The sequence below is a fragment of the Dietzia sp. NPDC055877 genome (assembly GCF_053615975.1).
Genome location: NZ_JBSHCV010000026.1, coordinates 14018 through 29383, shown reverse-complemented (window position 1 = coordinate 29383; position 15366 = coordinate 14018). Strand labels below are relative to the sequence as shown.

15 protein-coding genes are annotated in these 15366 nt (G+C 68.6%); 9 read left to right on the top strand and 6 right to left on the bottom strand.

Going from position 1 to position 15366, the window contains the following annotated elements:
• Positions 1 to 50: 50 nt before the first annotated feature.
• Positions 51 to 776, bottom strand: a complete 726-nt coding sequence (locus tag ACWGLC_RS17000; RefSeq protein WP_452100970.1) for an LmeA family phospholipid-binding protein — start codon at positions 774 to 776, stop codon at positions 51 to 53.
• A gap of 85 nt (positions 777 to 861) precedes the next feature.
• On the opposite strand from ACWGLC_RS17000, the gene ACWGLC_RS16995 reads away from it, so the two are divergent.
• The 3 genes from ACWGLC_RS16995 (at position 862) to ACWGLC_RS16985 (ending at position 2953) form a co-directional block, all read left to right on the top strand.
• Positions 862 to 1422, top strand: coding sequence for a type 1 glutamine amidotransferase domain-containing protein (locus tag ACWGLC_RS16995; RefSeq protein WP_452100969.1), 561 nt, complete (start codon positions 862 to 864; stop codon positions 1420 to 1422).
• Positions 1423 to 1450: 28 nt separating this feature from the next.
• Complete coding sequence (locus ACWGLC_RS16990; protein WP_452100968.1) at positions 1451 to 2458, top strand: glycosyltransferase; 1008 nt, start codon at positions 1451 to 1453, stop codon at positions 2456 to 2458.
• A 216-nt stretch (positions 2459 to 2674) separates the two neighbouring features.
• Positions 2675 to 2953 carry a WhiB family transcriptional regulator gene (locus ACWGLC_RS16985; RefSeq protein ID WP_295651720.1) on the top strand — a complete coding sequence of 93 codons (279 nt, stop codon included), beginning with the start codon at positions 2675 to 2677 and terminating at the stop codon, positions 2951 to 2953.
• 7 nt (positions 2954 to 2960) lie between these two features.
• Here ACWGLC_RS16985 and ACWGLC_RS16980 read toward each other — a convergent pair whose 3' ends face one another.
• Positions 2961 to 4184 carry a fatty acid desaturase family protein gene (locus tag ACWGLC_RS16980; RefSeq protein WP_452100966.1) on the bottom strand — a complete coding sequence of 408 codons (1224 nt, stop codon included), beginning with the start codon at positions 4182 to 4184 and terminating at the stop codon, positions 2961 to 2963.
• Positions 4185 to 4278: 94 nt separating this feature from the next.
• On the opposite strand from ACWGLC_RS16980, the gene ACWGLC_RS16975 reads away from it, so the two are divergent.
• From ACWGLC_RS16975 to ACWGLC_RS16960, 4 genes are all read left to right on the top strand, one after another.
• Positions 4279 to 5013 carry an amino acid ABC transporter ATP-binding protein gene (locus ACWGLC_RS16975; protein ID WP_452100965.1) on the top strand — a complete coding sequence of 245 codons (735 nt, stop codon included), beginning with the start codon at positions 4279 to 4281 and terminating at the stop codon, positions 5011 to 5013.
• A gap of 62 nt (positions 5014 to 5075) precedes the next feature.
• Entirely contained in the window at positions 5076 to 5888 is an 813-nt protein-coding gene (locus ACWGLC_RS16970; protein WP_452100964.1) for a glutamate ABC transporter substrate-binding protein, read from the top strand.
• A 92-nt stretch (positions 5889 to 5980) separates the two neighbouring features.
• Positions 5981 to 6643, top strand: a complete 663-nt coding sequence (locus ACWGLC_RS16965; RefSeq protein WP_452100963.1) for an amino acid ABC transporter permease — start codon at positions 5981 to 5983, stop codon at positions 6641 to 6643.
• Positions 6640 to 7470, top strand: a complete 831-nt coding sequence (locus tag ACWGLC_RS16960) for an amino acid ABC transporter permease (RefSeq protein ID WP_452100962.1) — start codon at positions 6640 to 6642, stop codon at positions 7468 to 7470. The genes ACWGLC_RS16965 and ACWGLC_RS16960 overlap by 4 nt, the downstream gene beginning before the upstream one ends.
• Before the next feature lie 93 nt (positions 7471 to 7563).
• On the opposite strand, the gene ACWGLC_RS16955 is transcribed toward ACWGLC_RS16960, so the two are convergent.
• From ACWGLC_RS16955 to ACWGLC_RS16945, 3 genes are all read right to left on the bottom strand, one after another.
• On the bottom strand, positions 7564 to 8340 hold the full coding sequence (locus tag ACWGLC_RS16955) for an SDR family NAD(P)-dependent oxidoreductase (RefSeq protein ID WP_452100961.1): 777 nt from the start codon (positions 8338 to 8340) through the stop codon (positions 7564 to 7566).
• 61 nt (positions 8341 to 8401) lie between these two features.
• Positions 8402 to 8827: a VOC family protein gene (locus tag ACWGLC_RS16950; RefSeq protein ID WP_452100960.1), complete on the bottom strand. Its 426-nt coding sequence runs from the start codon at positions 8825 to 8827 to the stop codon at positions 8402 to 8404.
• Positions 8828 to 8944: 117 nt separating this feature from the next.
• Positions 8945 to 10534 (bottom strand): DUF222 domain-containing protein, encoded by a 1590-nt coding sequence (locus ACWGLC_RS16945; protein ID WP_452100958.1) that lies wholly within the window; start codon positions 10532 to 10534, stop codon positions 8945 to 8947.
• A 464-nt stretch (positions 10535 to 10998) separates the two neighbouring features.
• Between ACWGLC_RS16945 and htpG the strand changes: the two genes are divergently transcribed.
• A complete protein-coding gene (htpG, locus tag ACWGLC_RS16940) occupies positions 10999 to 13017 on the top strand; it encodes a molecular chaperone HtpG (RefSeq protein ID WP_452100957.1) in 2019 nt (672 codons plus the stop codon).
• 29 nt (positions 13018 to 13046) lie between these two features.
• On the opposite strand, the gene ACWGLC_RS16935 is transcribed toward htpG, so the two are convergent.
• Positions 13047 to 13790, bottom strand: coding sequence for a phosphatase PAP2 family protein (locus tag ACWGLC_RS16935; protein WP_452100956.1), 744 nt, complete (start codon positions 13788 to 13790; stop codon positions 13047 to 13049).
• A gap of 118 nt (positions 13791 to 13908) precedes the next feature.
• On the opposite strand from ACWGLC_RS16935, the gene aspA reads away from it, so the two are divergent.
• A complete protein-coding gene (gene aspA, locus ACWGLC_RS16930) occupies positions 13909 to 15348 on the top strand; it encodes an aspartate ammonia-lyase (RefSeq protein WP_452100955.1) in 1440 nt (479 codons plus the stop codon).
• Positions 15349 to 15366 lie beyond the last annotated feature (18 nt).

Sequence of the window (15366 nt, the reverse complement as noted above, 5' to 3'; positions counted from 1 at the left end):
TCAGCCGAACTCACCAACCCGAGTCGGGACAACCTCTCTGGACATCACACCTAGTTCGTCTGCAGGACCACGTCGCGTCCGCCGAGGCTCACCTCGAGCCCCTCGGGCACGACCCGGGTGCCCTCGATCACGACGCCCTGCGGCAGATCCGCGACCGCCGAGTCGACCACCGTGGTGATGCCGGAGAACAGGCCGTCCGGCAGCGGGAAGCCCAGCAGTGCGGTCTGCTCGGGCCGCAGTGTGAGCCGCCCGTCGGTGACGCTCGGCGCCACCCCGACTTCGGCGATCCCGCCGAGGTCCGCGCGCAGGAGACCCGCCGCCGCGTCGGGGCGCACCGAACGCACCTCCGTCAGCCCCGCGATCGGCGAGCCCTCCGGGCCGCCCTGAGCCGCGGCCGCCACCATCTGCTGCTCGTCGAGCACGGCGGTGCCGTCGAGGGTCTGCGCGTAGAGCGCGCCGTCGACGAGCGTCACCGAATGGGCGGTCACGTCGAGCTGCGGCACGGTGTCGGAGCCGGGGGAGGTCAGGTGGACCTCCCCCGCGGCACGGGAGCTGATCAGCTCCCACAACAGCAGCCCCCGGCCGAAGGACACGTCCGTCGGCGCGTCGATCCGGGCCGACAACTCCCGCTCGGCCCGGTCAGCCAGGTACCACCGCGCGCCGAACTCGGCGGCCGCCACCAGTCCCACCAGCAGCAACACCAGCAGGATCAACGAGCAGCCGCAGCCACGCCCGCCGCCCCGGTTGCCTCGTCCCGTCCGCGCTCCACGTCCCATGCCGGTATCGTGCCGGACCCGCGCGCCGGGGTCCACCCCTGGTCTTCCGGTTGCGATACGAGCCCGCCGCCCGCACCCTCGGGACATGACCGAGACACAGGAAGCAACCACCGAAACCCGTACCGTCGCCTTCCTCGTCGCCGGTGAAGGCGTGGAACGCGTCGAACTCACCGAGCCATGGGAGGCCGTCACCGACGCCGGCCATACCGCCGTGCTGGTGAGCACCGACGACGGGGAGGTCGGCCTCGTCGACCACCTCAGCCCCGCCGGCACCCACCCCGTGGACCGCACGACCGCCGACGCCTCCGCCGCGGAGTTCGACGTCCTGGTCCTGCCCGGCGGCGTGGCCAACCCGGACGCGCTGCGTCAGGACCAGCACGCCCTGACCCTCGTCCGCGAGATGGTCGAGGCCGGCAAGCCGGTACTCGCGCTCTGCCACGCGCCGTGGGTGCTCATCGAGGCCGACGTCGTCCGCGGCCGCCGCATCACCTCGTACCCGAGCCTGCGAACCGACCTGACCAACGCGGGCGCGGAGTGGGTCGACGCCGAGCTCGTGACCGACGACGGCATCTCCACCAGCCGCAGCCCGGACGACCTCCCGGCGTTCTGCGACGCCCTCCTCGGCGCGATCCGGGGCGCAGACTAGGCGCGGGCGCAGCGAGGGGGCCTTGTCGATGATCGGCGTCTATGTCCACAACCGTGGACGGGGGCACCTGAACCGGGTGCTGCCGGTCGTCGCCGCTCTCCGGGACAGAGGGGAAGAGGTGACGATGCTGCTGGCCGGTCCGTTTGATGAGCGGACCCGGCCGCGCGGGTCCAGCGTTGTTCACCTGCCCGCGACCCGGGAAGAGGTCGGGTCGGGCCCCGACGACATCGATCTGTCCGCCCGCCGCGCCGCCGTGACCTGGATCGACCGGATGCGCCCCAGGACGGTCTGGGTGGACGGTCCCCCCGCTATGTCATTGGCCGCACGCATGACCGGCACGCCCGTGGTGAGCACCCTGCCCCCGGGCCTGCGTGACGACGAACCGCATGTCCTGCGGTGCCGCGCTGCCGAGACACTGCTGGCGGCCTGGCCGCCGGGCGTGCACCCGGCCACCGTTGCGGGCACGCGGGGCCGGGTACGGGAGGTCGGGGGGATCTCCCGGTTCGAGGGGCGCGACCGGGAGCGGGAGCCTGGTCGTCGTCGACCCCGGGTGGTTCATCTCAACAGTGCCGGCCCGAGCGGTGACCATCGCTTCTGGCGGGCGGTGCGCTCGACAGCGCAGCGCCTCGGCGTGGCCGAGTGGCTCGAGGTGGGCGGCCCGGACGGCGTGTGGCGCGAAGATCCGTGGGACGAGCTCACCTCTGCGGACGTAGTGGTGACGTGCGCGGGACAGGCCTCTGTCGCGGACGCCGCCTGCTCTAATGTGCCGATGGTGGTGGTCCCGCGTCGTCATGAGTACGGCGAGCAGGACGCCACCGCCGGCGCCCTCGGGGCGTTCGATGGGGCGGCCGTGCTGCGCTACGGCGACGGCCCTACAGCTGTAGCGCACGCCGTGTGTGATCAGGTGGCGCGCTCCCTGGATCAGGCGTCCGGGGGGATCCGCGACAACTGGGGAGTGGACGGTGCGGCCTCGCGCGCGGCGGAGGTCATCAGGTCGACGACGACGACCACGACGAGGACCGCCCTCACGCGCTGATCGCACCGCCTCCTGAGCAGATTGGTCTATTCTCACTTTCCGCGCCGGCGCCATCATTTTCCCTGCGTATCGGCCTGCTCGGGCCTTCAATATGCGTCCGTCCGCACCGGTTTTCGGTCGACAGTCCGACGAACGCTGACAGGATGACACCGTGGACAACGAGCCGGAGTTCCAGCGCCCACGGTAGGGCTTCCAGCTCGCGGAAACGGAGGCATGATGCCCAGGTACAGGAACCTCGAACCCACTGCCGACTTTTGGTCGTGGCGAGACGCCGCCGCCTGTATCGGACACGAAGACCTGTTCTACAGTCTCGAGGACGAGGTGAAGGGTGAGCGGCGGAAGAAAGAGGATGAGGCCAAAGAGGTCTGCGCCGTCTGTCCAGTGTTCGACACCTGTAGAACCTTCGCGTTGGAGACCAAGGAGCTCTACGGGGTCTGGGGTGGCCTGACCGAGGCAGAACGGCACCGGATCGCCGGCCGACACCGCACAGGGTAGGCGCCACTCACACGGCGGTTTCCTTCCTGGCGCGGTGGTGCCGCAGGGCGGTGACGAGACCGGATCGCGGACCCTCGGGGTCGTCGTAGGTCCGGGGCTCCCCGGCGAACATCCGCTCCGACCTGGTCTCGGGCGCGTCGTCTGCGGTCGCCCGCAGGAACCGGTCCGGCAGCGAGAGCCGGGCGATCGTGCGCCAGGACTGCCAGTACTGCCGGTAGAGCGGGCCCGTCGTGTACGGCAGATCCCACCGCCGGCACACGTCCTGCACCTTCTCCGACAGCTCGGCGTAGCGGTTCGAGGGCAGGGTGGGGAAGAGGTGGTGCTCGATCTGGTACGACAGGTTGCCGGACATGAAGTGCGTGAGCCGGCTGCCCGTGAAGTTCGCCGAGCCCAGCATTTGACGCAGGTACCACTGGGCCTGCGTCTCCTTGTCGAGGTCCTCGAGCGTGAACTTGTCGGCGCCGTCGGGGAAGTGGCCGCAGAAGATCACCGCGTTGGACCACAGGTTGCGGATGACGTTCGCCGTGGCGTTCGCGGAGAGGGTCGTCTTCCAGTCGTCCCCGGAGAGCATCGGCCACCACACGTAGTCCTTGCCGACCTGCCGCCGGGCCTTGCGCAGGAACTGGCCGATGCGTCGCTTCTGCTCCGGCCAGCCCGAGGAGTTGATGGTGCCCGGAGCGATCTCCAGATGCTGCACGCCCACGCCCCACTGGAAGGCGAACGCGAGTACGGCGTTCCACACGATGTTGAGCCCGAAGGCGGGGTGCCAGGGCTGATCGCGGGTCACGCGGACCACGCCGTAGCCCACGTCGTCGTCCATGCCGATGATGTTGGTGTACGTGTGATGGTGGTGGTTGTGGGTGGCCTTCCAGTGCTCGGAGGTGCCCACGATGTCCCACTCCCAGGTGGTGGAGTGGATCTCCGGATCGTTCATCCAGTCCCACTGCCCGTGCATGACGTTGTGCCCGAGCTCCATGTTCTCGATGATCTTGCCCGCCGCGAGCAGGCCGGTGCCCAGAACCCATGCGGGCCGGTGCCCGGAGAACAGCAGCACCGCGCGGCCCCCGGCGACCAGCCCGCGCTGGAGCCGGATCGTGTTGCGCACGTACCGGCGATCGTCCGCGCCGAGTGAGTCGACGACCTCTTTGCGGATCGCGTCGAGTTCGGCGCCGATCGCTTCCACATCCTCGGCGCTGAGATGGGCGTAGTCCTTCACGTCAGATACCGCCATGGGAAAACGGTACGGTCGATACGCAAGCATGTCGACCGTTACCCCTTGCGGCGAGTTCCGGGCGTGAGGCTCATGTGGCGTTTATGCTCCTCTCATGGCTCTGGTCGAGATCTCAGGCGTCAACAAGCACTTCGGTGACTTCCACGCCCTCAAGGACATCAACCTGTCCATCGAGGAAGGTGAGGTCGTGGTGGTGATCGGGCCTTCGGGTTCCGGTAAGTCAACGCTCTGCCGCACCATCAACCGCCTCGAGACCTTCGAGGAGGGGAGTATCACCATCGACGGGAAGCCGCTTCCCGACGAGGGCAAGGCGCTGGCCAAGCTCCGGGCGGACGTGGGCATGGTGTTCCAGTCGTTCAACCTCTTCGCGCACAAGACGATCCTCGAGAACGTCACGCTCGGGCCCGTCAAGGTCCGTAAGCAGCGCAAGGACGAGGCCGAGAAGCGGGCCAGAAAACTGCTCGCGCGGGTCGGCGTCGACCATCAGGCCGACAAGTACCCGGCCCAGCTGTCCGGCGGCCAGCAACAGCGCGTGGCGATCGCCAGGTCCCTGGCAATGGACCCGAAGGTCATGCTGTTCGACGAGCCGACCTCCGCCCTGGACCCGGAGATGATCAACGAGGTCCTGGACGTGATGACCGGACTCGCCAAATCCGGCATGACCATGGTCGTGGTGACCCACGAGATGGGCTTCGCCCGCAAGGCTGCCGACCGTGTCGTCTTCATGGCCGACGGTGAGCTGGTCGAGCAGGCCACCCCCGACGAGTTCTTCACCAACCCGCAGAGCTCGCGGGCCAAGGACTTCCTGTCCAAGATCCTCACCAATTAGACCCCCGGGGACCGCACGCGGACCCGTACGCGACTCATCCACCCACCCCACGAGGAGTAAAGATGAAATTCCGACGGATCGGTGCCGCTGCTGCGGCCGTGACTCTGGCCCTCGGCCTGGCCGCCTGTAGCTCGGATGACGGCGGCGACAAGCTGAAGATCGGCATCAAGTACGACCAGCCCGGCCTCGGCCTGAAGGAGGGCAACGACTACACGGGCTTCGACGTGGAGGTCGCGCGCTACGTGGCCGAGAAGATGGGCACCTCCGCGGACGATATCCAGTGGATCCAGGCGCCGAGCGCCCAGCGCGAGACGCTGCTGGAGACCGGCCAGGTCGACATGATCGTCGCCACCTACTCCATCACCGACTCCCGCAAGGAGAAGGTCAGCTTCGCCGGCCCGTACTTCATCGCAGGTCAGGACCTCCTGGTCCGGGTCGACGACGAGTCCATCACCGGCCCGGAGTCCCTCGAGGGCAAGCGTCTGTGCTCCGTGACCGGCTCGACCTCGGCGCAGACGCTCCAGGAGCAGGTCCCGGGCGTCAACCTGCAGGAGTTCGGCACCTACTCCGAGTGTGTCTCCGCGCTGCAGTCCAACGCCGTGGACGCGGTGACCACCGATGACACGATCCTGGCCGGCTACGCTGCGCAGCCGCAGTACCAGGGCCAGCTCAAGGTCGTCGGCGCCTCCTTCACCGAGGAGCTGTACGGCATCGGCATCCAGAAGGGTGACGTCGACAAGTGCGAGCAGATCAACGAGGCCCTGACCGAGATGATCGACGACGGCAGCTGGCAGACCGCGTTCGACGAGACGCTCGGCACCGCCGGCTTCGTTCCGGGGCCGGGCAACCCGCCGGAGCCGGCCCCCTGCTCCTGATCTGATCCGGTAGTCGTCGTCTCCACGCATCCCGGCCGGTGATCCCGGCCCGGATGCGTGGAGGCCGAGGCCCTCCCTAAGGAAGGTTGACCATGGGCGATATGTTCGCCGAGTATGACGTCCTCGCGGCCGTCTGGGTCACGATCCAGCTCTCAGTGCTCGGCATCATCGGTGCGTTCATCCTGGGGACGATCGTCGCGATCCTCCGCGTCTCCCCGGTGGCGGTCCTCCGGGGCATCGGTACCTCGTACGTCAACACGTTCCGAAACCTGCCGCTGACCCTGCTGATGGTCTTCAGCATCCTGGGCCTGTCCTTCATCATGCAGCTGTCGATGTCGGACGACTTCGCCCGCAATGCCTTCTGGTGGGCTGTGATCATGCTGTCCGTCTATCACGCGGCCTACATCTGCGAGGCCCTGCGTTCGGGCATCAATACCGTGCCGGTCGGCCAGGCCGAGGCGGCCCGCTCGATCGGGTTGGGCTTCGGCCAGTCCCTGCGCGAGGTGATCCTGCCGCAGGCGTTCCGCGGGGCCATCGCCCCGCTCGGCTCGGTCGTCATCGCGCTCATCAAGAACTCGACGGTCGCGGCCGTGATCGGCGTCGGCGACTCCGCCGGACTGATGCAGATCATCACCGAGAACGAGGGCGCCAGCCTCCCGATGTTCTTCTTCTTCGCCATGGTCTTCGTGGTCCTCACCCTGCCGATCGGCCTGGGGACCACCTCCCTCTCCCGGAAGCTGGCGGTGAAGCGATGAGTACCCAGACCGTGCTGTTCGACGCCCCCGGCCCCAAGGCCCGGGTGCGGCACCGGATCCTCACCGTGATCGGCGCGCTCATCGCCATCGCGATCGCCTACTTCGTCTACCTGAAGTTCGACGAGGCCGGCCAGCTCAAGGCCTCGATGTGGGAGCCGTTCGTCACCGACCCCGAGGTCTGGACGTCCTATCTCATCCCCGGCCTCAAGGGCACGTTCACTGCCGCGGGGATCTCGATCGTCCTCGCGGTGATATTCGGCCTGCTCTTCGGCATGGGCCGGCTCTCGCCGATCGGCCCGGTGCGCTGGTTCTGCAGCGTCATCGTCGAGTTCTTCCGCGCGGTCCCGGTACTGCTGATGATGGTGTTCGCCTACTTCGGCTACTTCGCCACCTCTGACCTGGTGCCCAACGTGCACGCCCCGCTCGCCGCGGTGGTCACCGCGCTGACGCTCTACAACGGGGCCGTGATCGCCGAACTCGTGCGCTCCGGCGTGCACGGTCTGCCCAAGGGCCAGGCCGAGGCTGGGCTCGCTGTCGGACTCACACCCGGACAGGTGCTCCGGTCGATCGAGCTTCCCCAGGCGCTCACCGCCATGCTCCCGGCGCTCGTCGGTCAGCTGGTCGTGGTCCTCAAGGACTCCGCGCTCGGCTACGGCATCACCTACCTGGAGCTGCTGACCTGGTCAAAGACACTCGGGTCGGCGTACGCGAACACCGTGCCGGCGTACATCGTCGCCGGCATCCTGTTCATCATCATCAACTACTCGCTCACCAAGCTCGCCGTGTACCTCGAAGGTCGTCTCAAGAAGCGGCGCGCCAGGTCCTGAGCCGGGACGCCACACAGCCACGGGACCAACACAGCGAAGGGCCCCACCGGAAACTGCTCCGGTGGGGCCCTTCGCCGTGCTGACCGTTTCAGGTCACTTCGGTGGCATCCGGATACCGCCGTCGACGCGGATGGTCTGCGCGTTCATGTACGGGTTGCCGAGCAGTTCCATGACCATGGAGGCGAGCTCGTCGCCCGAGCCGAGGCGCTTGGGGAACAGGACGCTCTCGCCCAGCTTGGCCTTGAACGCCTCCGAATCCGGGCCCTCGCCGTAGATCGGGGTGTCGATCAGTCCGGGGGCCACGGTGTTGAGGCGGATGCCGGCGGCCGACAGGTCACGAGCGACGGGCAGGGTCAGGCCCACGATGCCGCCCTTGGAAGCGGAGTAGGCGGCCTGGCCGATCTGACCGTCGAACGCGGCGACGGAGGCCATGTTGACGATGGCGCCCTTCTGCCCGTCCTCGTCGGCCTCGTTGAGGCTCATCTTGGTGGCGGCCAGACGCAGCATGTCGAAGGAGCCGATGAGGTTGATCTCGATGACCTTGCGGAACGAGTCCAGGTCGAACGCCGAGGAGTACTCGCCGTCGCGACCGATGGTGCGCTGCGCCCAGCCGATGCCGGCCGAGTTGACGAGGTAGCGCAGCGGGCCCAGCTCGAGAGCGGCCGCGACGGCCTTCTCGTTCTGGTCGGTCTTGGTCACGTCGACGGACACGAACGCGCCGCCGACCTCCTTGGCGAGGGCCTCACCCTTGTCGGCGTTCAGGTCGGCGATGACGACCTTCGCGCCCTTCGCGGCGAGCTGACGGACGACGGCGGCGCCGATGCCCGACGCGCCGCCCGTGACGATCGCACTTGCTCCAGAAATATCCATGACCGCACAGTAACAAGCAGAGTTGATCGCTACGGGGGCTACGTGTTCTTGCGGCGCGAAATCACCGTCGGGCCGGCACGCTGACGTCCCATCGGATCCCGAACCGGTCCGTGACCTGTCCGTACATATCTCCCCACGGAGCCTCCTCGAACGGCATGCCCGCCGCGCCGCCGCCCCCGACGACCTTGTCGATGAACCCGCGGGCCTCGTCGACGGAGTCGAACGTGAGCTGGAACGAGTAGACATCGCTGGACAGCGAGGGCAGATGGTCGCCGATGCCGTCGCCTCCGGCAAGCGTTATCCCGGGCGCCGTCAGCGTCGCGTGGGCCACGGCCCCGGGCGGCGGCGTGAACGGGAAGCCCTCCAGGGACGGCATCGCGTCATAGGTCTGCACCTCGAGCTCTCCGCCGAAGAGTTCCTGGTAGTACGGGAACGCCTCCCCGGCGTTACCCGGGAATGAGAGGTAGGGACTGGTGGTCAGGGCCATGACGGCACCTTTCGCTGGGTAGGGGCCAGGGGGCGTCGTGTGGCGGCGTCTCCTCCACAGGGACGCTAATCCGCGGAGCTGTCGTCGGCAACGGTTATTCAGCCTCGGTTTCGCGGCTCAGAATGGTGGCTCGTCGTCCGGCATCACCGACATCACCGGCATCACCTGCCTCGACCGGTCCGCCAGGCGCTGTTCAGCCCGTTCGCGGCGGATCCGACGGTCCGCCCGACGCCGGTCCGCGAGGTGCGGACGGCGCCTGCGCCCGTCATCCGCGCCCCGCCCGCCGGTGCGCCCGGATTCGGCGGCGGCCATCTGGCGCCGGCTGCTGTCGGGATGCCGCGGGGCGGAGAGGTGCGCCAGGGATCCGGTCGGGCCCGTAATGACGCGGGTGCCACGGTCGGGCTCGGGGTGGTTGGGCCCGTGGAGCCACACGTACGACCCGTCGACGTCGCGGTAATACGCCCACACGCCGTCGGTCTTGAGCCGGTGATGGGTCCGGCACAGGCAGCCCAGATCGTCACTCGTCGTGCGACCGCCCCGGGCCGGATCGTCGTGGTCGAACGGGATGATGTGGTCCAGGTCCGCATGCTCGGCCAGGGTCTGGCATCCGGGGAACACGCAGGTCCCGTCCCTTCCGCGACAGAGCCGGGCCAGCGCCTCCGACGGGCGGTACCGGCCCGCGGAGTCGCTGTGCGGGTCGGCGAGGTGCGCGAGCTCGTCGAGCCTGCGCCGGGCGCTGCGGTCCAGCTGATCCGCCGTGTGCCGGGTGATCGGTCCGTACCCGTAGAGACTGAGCCCGCGATTGTCGGCGCTGCCGTCGTCGTACGCGTGGATCACCACTCGTCTCGCGGCGTCCTGCGCGGCGGGGTCGGCGGGATGTTCGCCGTCGGGATCGGGCAGGCAGGTCCAGCCGCGGCTCATCGCGAGCAGTCCGGCGGCGCGGAGTTGCCCGGCAGTGCGCGGATCATCCGGATCGGCGCTGCGCACGAGGCCTTCCAGGCGCTGGAAGATCTCGATCGCGTCCTCCGCTTTGAGCGTGGCGCTGAGCATCCCGCGGTCGTTCCCGAGCGGGACCATCTCCACGTCCACCCCGCGTCGCGCCTGTTCAGCGCGGGCATCCGCGCCTACCGGGTCGTATTTGTTGATGGTCTTGGTCAGCATCTTCCGCAGCGGTCCGAGCCGGGGTGGGTGGGTGCGCCGCCGGGTGGGGGCGAGCCCCTCGCAGATCCGGCGATCGATCTCGGGCATCATCTCGTCGGCGACGAGCGCGGTCTCCTCGGCGATGGTGTGCGCCGCGAGCAACCCGATCCACCCGGTCAGCAACAGGGCCGCCGTCCGCGGCAGCCGGTCGATGAGTTCCACGGCGGTGGAGATGAGCCGCGCCGCCCCGTGCCGCGACATCGACATGGACGCCCCGATCATGGTGGCCGCCGTCTCCCACGGGTCGCGGACTTCATCCCGTTCGCGCGCCGTCCGGACGCAGTCATAGGCGTAGAGCAGGGTGCCGCCCTCGGCCGCGTTGACCAGTCGTCTGGCGAGGTAGCCGCGGCGCTGCCCGGGGTCCCACCTGGCGTAGGCCTCGGGGACCAGCACATCGGCCGCCGGGCCGGTCGTGGTGGTGAAGCCGGGCGGGGTCTCGAAGTGCCCGCCGGGCAGCGGGCCGGGGAACGGGGAATCGGTGCGGGAGGAGGGCTGGCTAGCGGTCATGGCCCGACAGTATGTTCGAGGTACGACACGGTTGCGATGGTGTCGTCGTCGCCCCCGGCATTGACACGCGCGCTCGGTCCCCTGACCTGCGGCGCCCTGAACATGCCGAGCAGGGCACCGCAGGTCAGGGCGGTGCGGCGACGTGGCGCGGGCGGGCTCCGCTGGCGCGGTCGGCGGGCGGTGGTTGGTGCGCGGTGGTTGGCGCGCGGCGCGGGACGATCGTCAGCAGCGGAGCCGCTCGAAATGGCCTCTGACCTGCGGTGCCCTGCAGGCATCGCGCAGGGCACCGCAGGTGGGCGGTGGGGCCTGGGTGGGAGGCCGGGGCGGGGGATGACGACGAGGACCGCCCACCCGGGAATGTCGGACCGGCCGGATAGGTTGTCCTCGTCAGACCACGGCCGCAAGGGACGTGCAGTGGCCGAAAACAGGGGCGCATTTACGCGCGGAAGGGAATGGATGTCGCGATGAGTCAGCACACCGGGAATGCCGAGACCAGGGAATTCCAGGCGGAGACCCGACAGTTGCTGGATCTGATGATCCACTCGATCTATTCCAATCCGGACACGTTCCTGCGCGAGGTCATCTCCAACTCGTCCGACGCGCTGGACAAGCTGCGGTTGGCGGCGCTGCAGGACTCGACGCTGGGCGTGGACACGTCCGATCTGCACATCGAGCTCATCCCGGACGAGCAGGCCCGCAGCCTCGTGATCAGGGACAACGGCATCGGTATGTCCCGTGAGGAGGTCGTGGACCTCATCGGCACGCTCGCCAAGTCGGGTACCGGGCAGATGCGTGAGGCGCTGTCGGCCGCGCGGGCGGCGCAGGAATCGGGCGAGATCTCGGAGCAGGCCACCGCCGACCTGATCGGTCAGTTCGGCATCGGCTTCTACTCGACGTTCATGGTCGCGGACTCGGTCACGCTCGTCACCCGCAAGGCCGGGGAGTCGGCTGGCACGCGCTGGGTCTCCAGTGGCGAGGACACGTACACGATCGAGGAGGACGCGGACGCGCCCCAGGGCACGTCGGTGATCCTGCAGCTCAAGCCTGCCGGTGGGGACGCCGCGCTGCCTGATTACGCCGACGAGAACACGCTGCGGCGTGTCGTCCGGACGTACTCCGACTTCATCGCGTGGCCGATCCGGATGGAGGTGGAGCGTCCCGCGCCGGAGCCGGAGGGCGATACGGGGGACCACGACGAGGCCAACGACCCCTCGGCCGAGAACTCCATCACCGAGACCGTCACGCTGAACTCGCAGAAGGCGCTCTGGACGCGCCCCAAGTCCGAGGTCTCGGACGAGGAATACGCGGAGTTCTACCGCCATATCTCGCACGCGTGGGACGAGCCGCTCGAGACCATCACGCTCAAGGCGGAGGGCACGTTCGAGTACCAGGCGCTGCTGTTCCTTCCCTCGCAGGTGCCGTTCGATCTGTTCTCGCCGGACGTCAAGCGGGGTGTGCAGCTCTACGTGCGTCGGGTGTTCATCATGGACGACTGTGAGGAGCTGGTTCCGCCGTTCCTGCGCTTCGTCAAGGGCATCGTCGACGCCCAGGATCTCTCGCTGAACGTCTCCCGCGAGATCCTGCAGCAGGACCGCCAGATCCGTGCGATCCGTAAGCGGCTGGTCAAGCGGGTGCTGCAGGCGATCGAGCAGGTCAAGCGGGATCGTCCCGAGGAGTTCCGGAGCTTCTGGGCGAACTTCGGCGCGGTCCTCAAGGAGGGCCTGATCGCGGATGTCGACGCGCGGGATCAGCTGCTCGCGGTCAGCACGTTCGCCTCGACGCGGCCGGCGGTCGGCAGTGCGGAGGGCGCGGAGGGTGCTGCGGACGCCGATGCGGGCACCACCATCGCCGAGTACATCTCCCGGATGGCGGACGGCCAGGAGGAGATCTACTACCTGACCGGAACGTCGCGCGCCGCGGTGGAGAGCTCCCCGCACCTGGAGGCGTTCCGCGCGCGCGGTGTCGAGGTGCTGGTCCTCACCGACCCGGTCGACGAGGTCTGGGTGGACGCGGTCGGCGAGGTCGAGGGCAAGAGGCTGCGGTCCGTGGCCAAGGGCGACGTGGACCTGTCGGGAATCGGCGCGGACACGCAGGAGGGTGAGGATCAGCCGGACGCGGCGGAGTTCACCGACCTGCTCACCTGGCTCGGTGAGGAGCTGGAGGACGAGGTCAAGCAGGTGCGGCTGTCGCACCGGCTCACCGAGTCCGCGGCCTGCATGGTGGGCGACGAATTCGACATGACCCCGCAGCTCGAGGCGATGTACCGGGCCTCCGGAATGGAGCTGCCGACGAGCAAGCGGATTCTGGAGCTCAACCCGTCGCACCCGCTGGTCGAGCGGCTGCGTCGCCAGCACGCCGAGGATCCGTCGGCGGACGGGCTCGCGGAGACGGCGCGGTTGATCTCCGGTGCGGCGGTCCTGGCGGAGGGCGGTACGCTCGCCGATCCGGCGGCGTTCGCCAAGCTGCTGGTCGACCGGATCTGACCCGGCGGGCCTGATTGAGTGGGCCCGGCTCAGTGGCTCGCGGATCGATCGAACCGGTCCGCGAGCCACATGATGGTGGCGACCTCGCCGACCCAGGCCAGGCTCACGCACCAGCCGGCCAGGATGTCGCTGGGGAAGTGCACACCCAGGTAGACGCGGGTGGCGCCGATGGTGGGGACGTAGACGGCGGAGCCTGCCATGACGGGAGCGCGCCACCTCGTCGGCCAGGCCAGAACACACGCGCAGCCGGCCAGGGCTGCGCTGGCCATGGCGTGTCCGCTGGGGAACGAGTAGCTCTTCTCCTGCACGATGTGGGGGAAGAAGGTCGGGCGCGCCCTCCGGTACATCACCTTGAGGATCGAGTTGATGACCGTCGACCCCACCAGTGAGACCGTGAGCAGCGTTGCCGGTCGGCGGCTGCCCCGGACGGCGGCGAGATAGCCGGCCGCGGACAGTGCGACCACCGGCACCGCCGTGACACCGCCGAGTTCGGTGACGGCCCGGACGATCCGGGTCCGACGCGGCGAATGTCGGCGGCGGGCCCACATCATGAGTGCGCGATCAAACGGCAGTTTTGCCTCGCCCTGGATGCGCTGGGCCAGCTCGACGAAGCCGATCACCGGCGTCGCGAATCCGGCGAACGCGAGCCCGAAGACCCGCCATGTCCCGCGGGGGAGCGGCACCTCCTGGCGATCGACGATGCTGTCGACGAGATCTCGCGCCGGGGGCAGGATCCGGCCGGGGCCGGGGCTGTGGGTCGTCTGGGGCGACATGAATCCACACTATGCAGCGAGTGCGGTGAACCGCCGTGGATCCTGACGGAAGGCGCGGCGGCGCGGTTACTGTTGGCGGGACGCACCGCGACCCCCAGATCCGAGAGAGGGAGGACGAATGAGCCGGACACGTGTGGAAGAAGATCTGCTCGGAACACGGGAGGTGCCGGCGGATGCCTATTACGGCGTCCACACGGTGCGGGCCGTGGAGAACTTCCCGATCGGCTCCTCCACGATCAGCGACATCCCGGATTTCGTCCGCGGGATGGTCATGGTGAAGAAGGCCGCCGCGCTGGCCAACCTCGAGATGGGCGTCCTCGACGAGAAGGTCGCGGAGGCGATCGTCGGGGCGTGCGACGAGATCCTGGTAGACGGCCGCTGCATGGACCAGTTCCCGTCCAGCGTGTTCCAGGGCGGCGCGGGCACGTCGGTCAACATGAACGCCAACGAGGTGGTCGCGAACCTGGCGCTCGAGCGGCTCGGCCACCCGAAGGGCGCGTACGAGTTCATCAGTCCGAACGACGACGTCAACCGTTCGCAGTCGACCAACGACGCCTACCCGACCGGTTTCCGGATCGCGCTGTGGCACGCGCTCGAGCGGCTGGAGCCGACGATCGTCGCGCTGCGGGAGGCCTGCTACGACAAGTCGGAGGAGTTCCGCGAGGTCCTCAAGATGGGCCGCACCCAGCTGCAGGACGCGGTCCCGATGTCGCTCGGCCAGGAGTTCGGCGGATTCGCGGTGACCCTCGACGAGGAGCTGCACGTCCTGGGTTCAGCCGCGCGGATGCTGCTGGCCGTCAACCTCGGCGCCACGGCGATCGGCACCGGGGTCAACACCCCGCCCGACTACCGCCGGTCCGTCATCAGTCATCTGCGGGCCGTGACCGGGCTGCCGGTCTCCGGGGCGATGAACCTCATCGAGGCCACCAGCGACACCGGGGACTACGTCAACGTCCACGCCGCCCTCAAGCGGACCGCTGCCAAGCTGTCCAAGATCTGCAACGACCTGCGGCTGCTGTCCTCCGGGCCGCGGGCCGGGCTCAACGAGATCAACCTGCCGGAACTGCAGGCGGGATCGTCGATCATGCCGGCCAAGGTCAACCCGGTGATCCCCGAGGTGGTCAACCAGGTGTGCTTCAAGGTGATCGGCAACGACGTCACCGTCACGATGGCGGCCGAGGCGGGCCAGCTCCAGCTCAACGTGATGGAGCCGGTGATCGCCCAGGCGATGTTCGAGTCCATCTCGCTTCTCACCTCGGCCATGGAGACCCTTACCGACAAGTGCGTGCGGGGCATCACCGCGAACGTGGAGATCGCGCGCCGGAACGTCATGGACTCGATCGGGATCGTCACCTATCTCAACCCGGTCATCGGCCACCACAACGGCGACCTCGTGGGCCGCGAGTGTGCGCGGTCCGGTCGTGGCGTGCGGGACGTGGTGCTGGAAATGGGTCTGCTCTCGGAGGCGGAACTCGATGACATCCTGTCCCCGGCCAATCTCCTGCGTCCGAAGTACAAGGGCCGCATGGCGCCTCCGGGTGTCGCGCTGCCGGAGTAGCGAACGCGCGAGAATTTA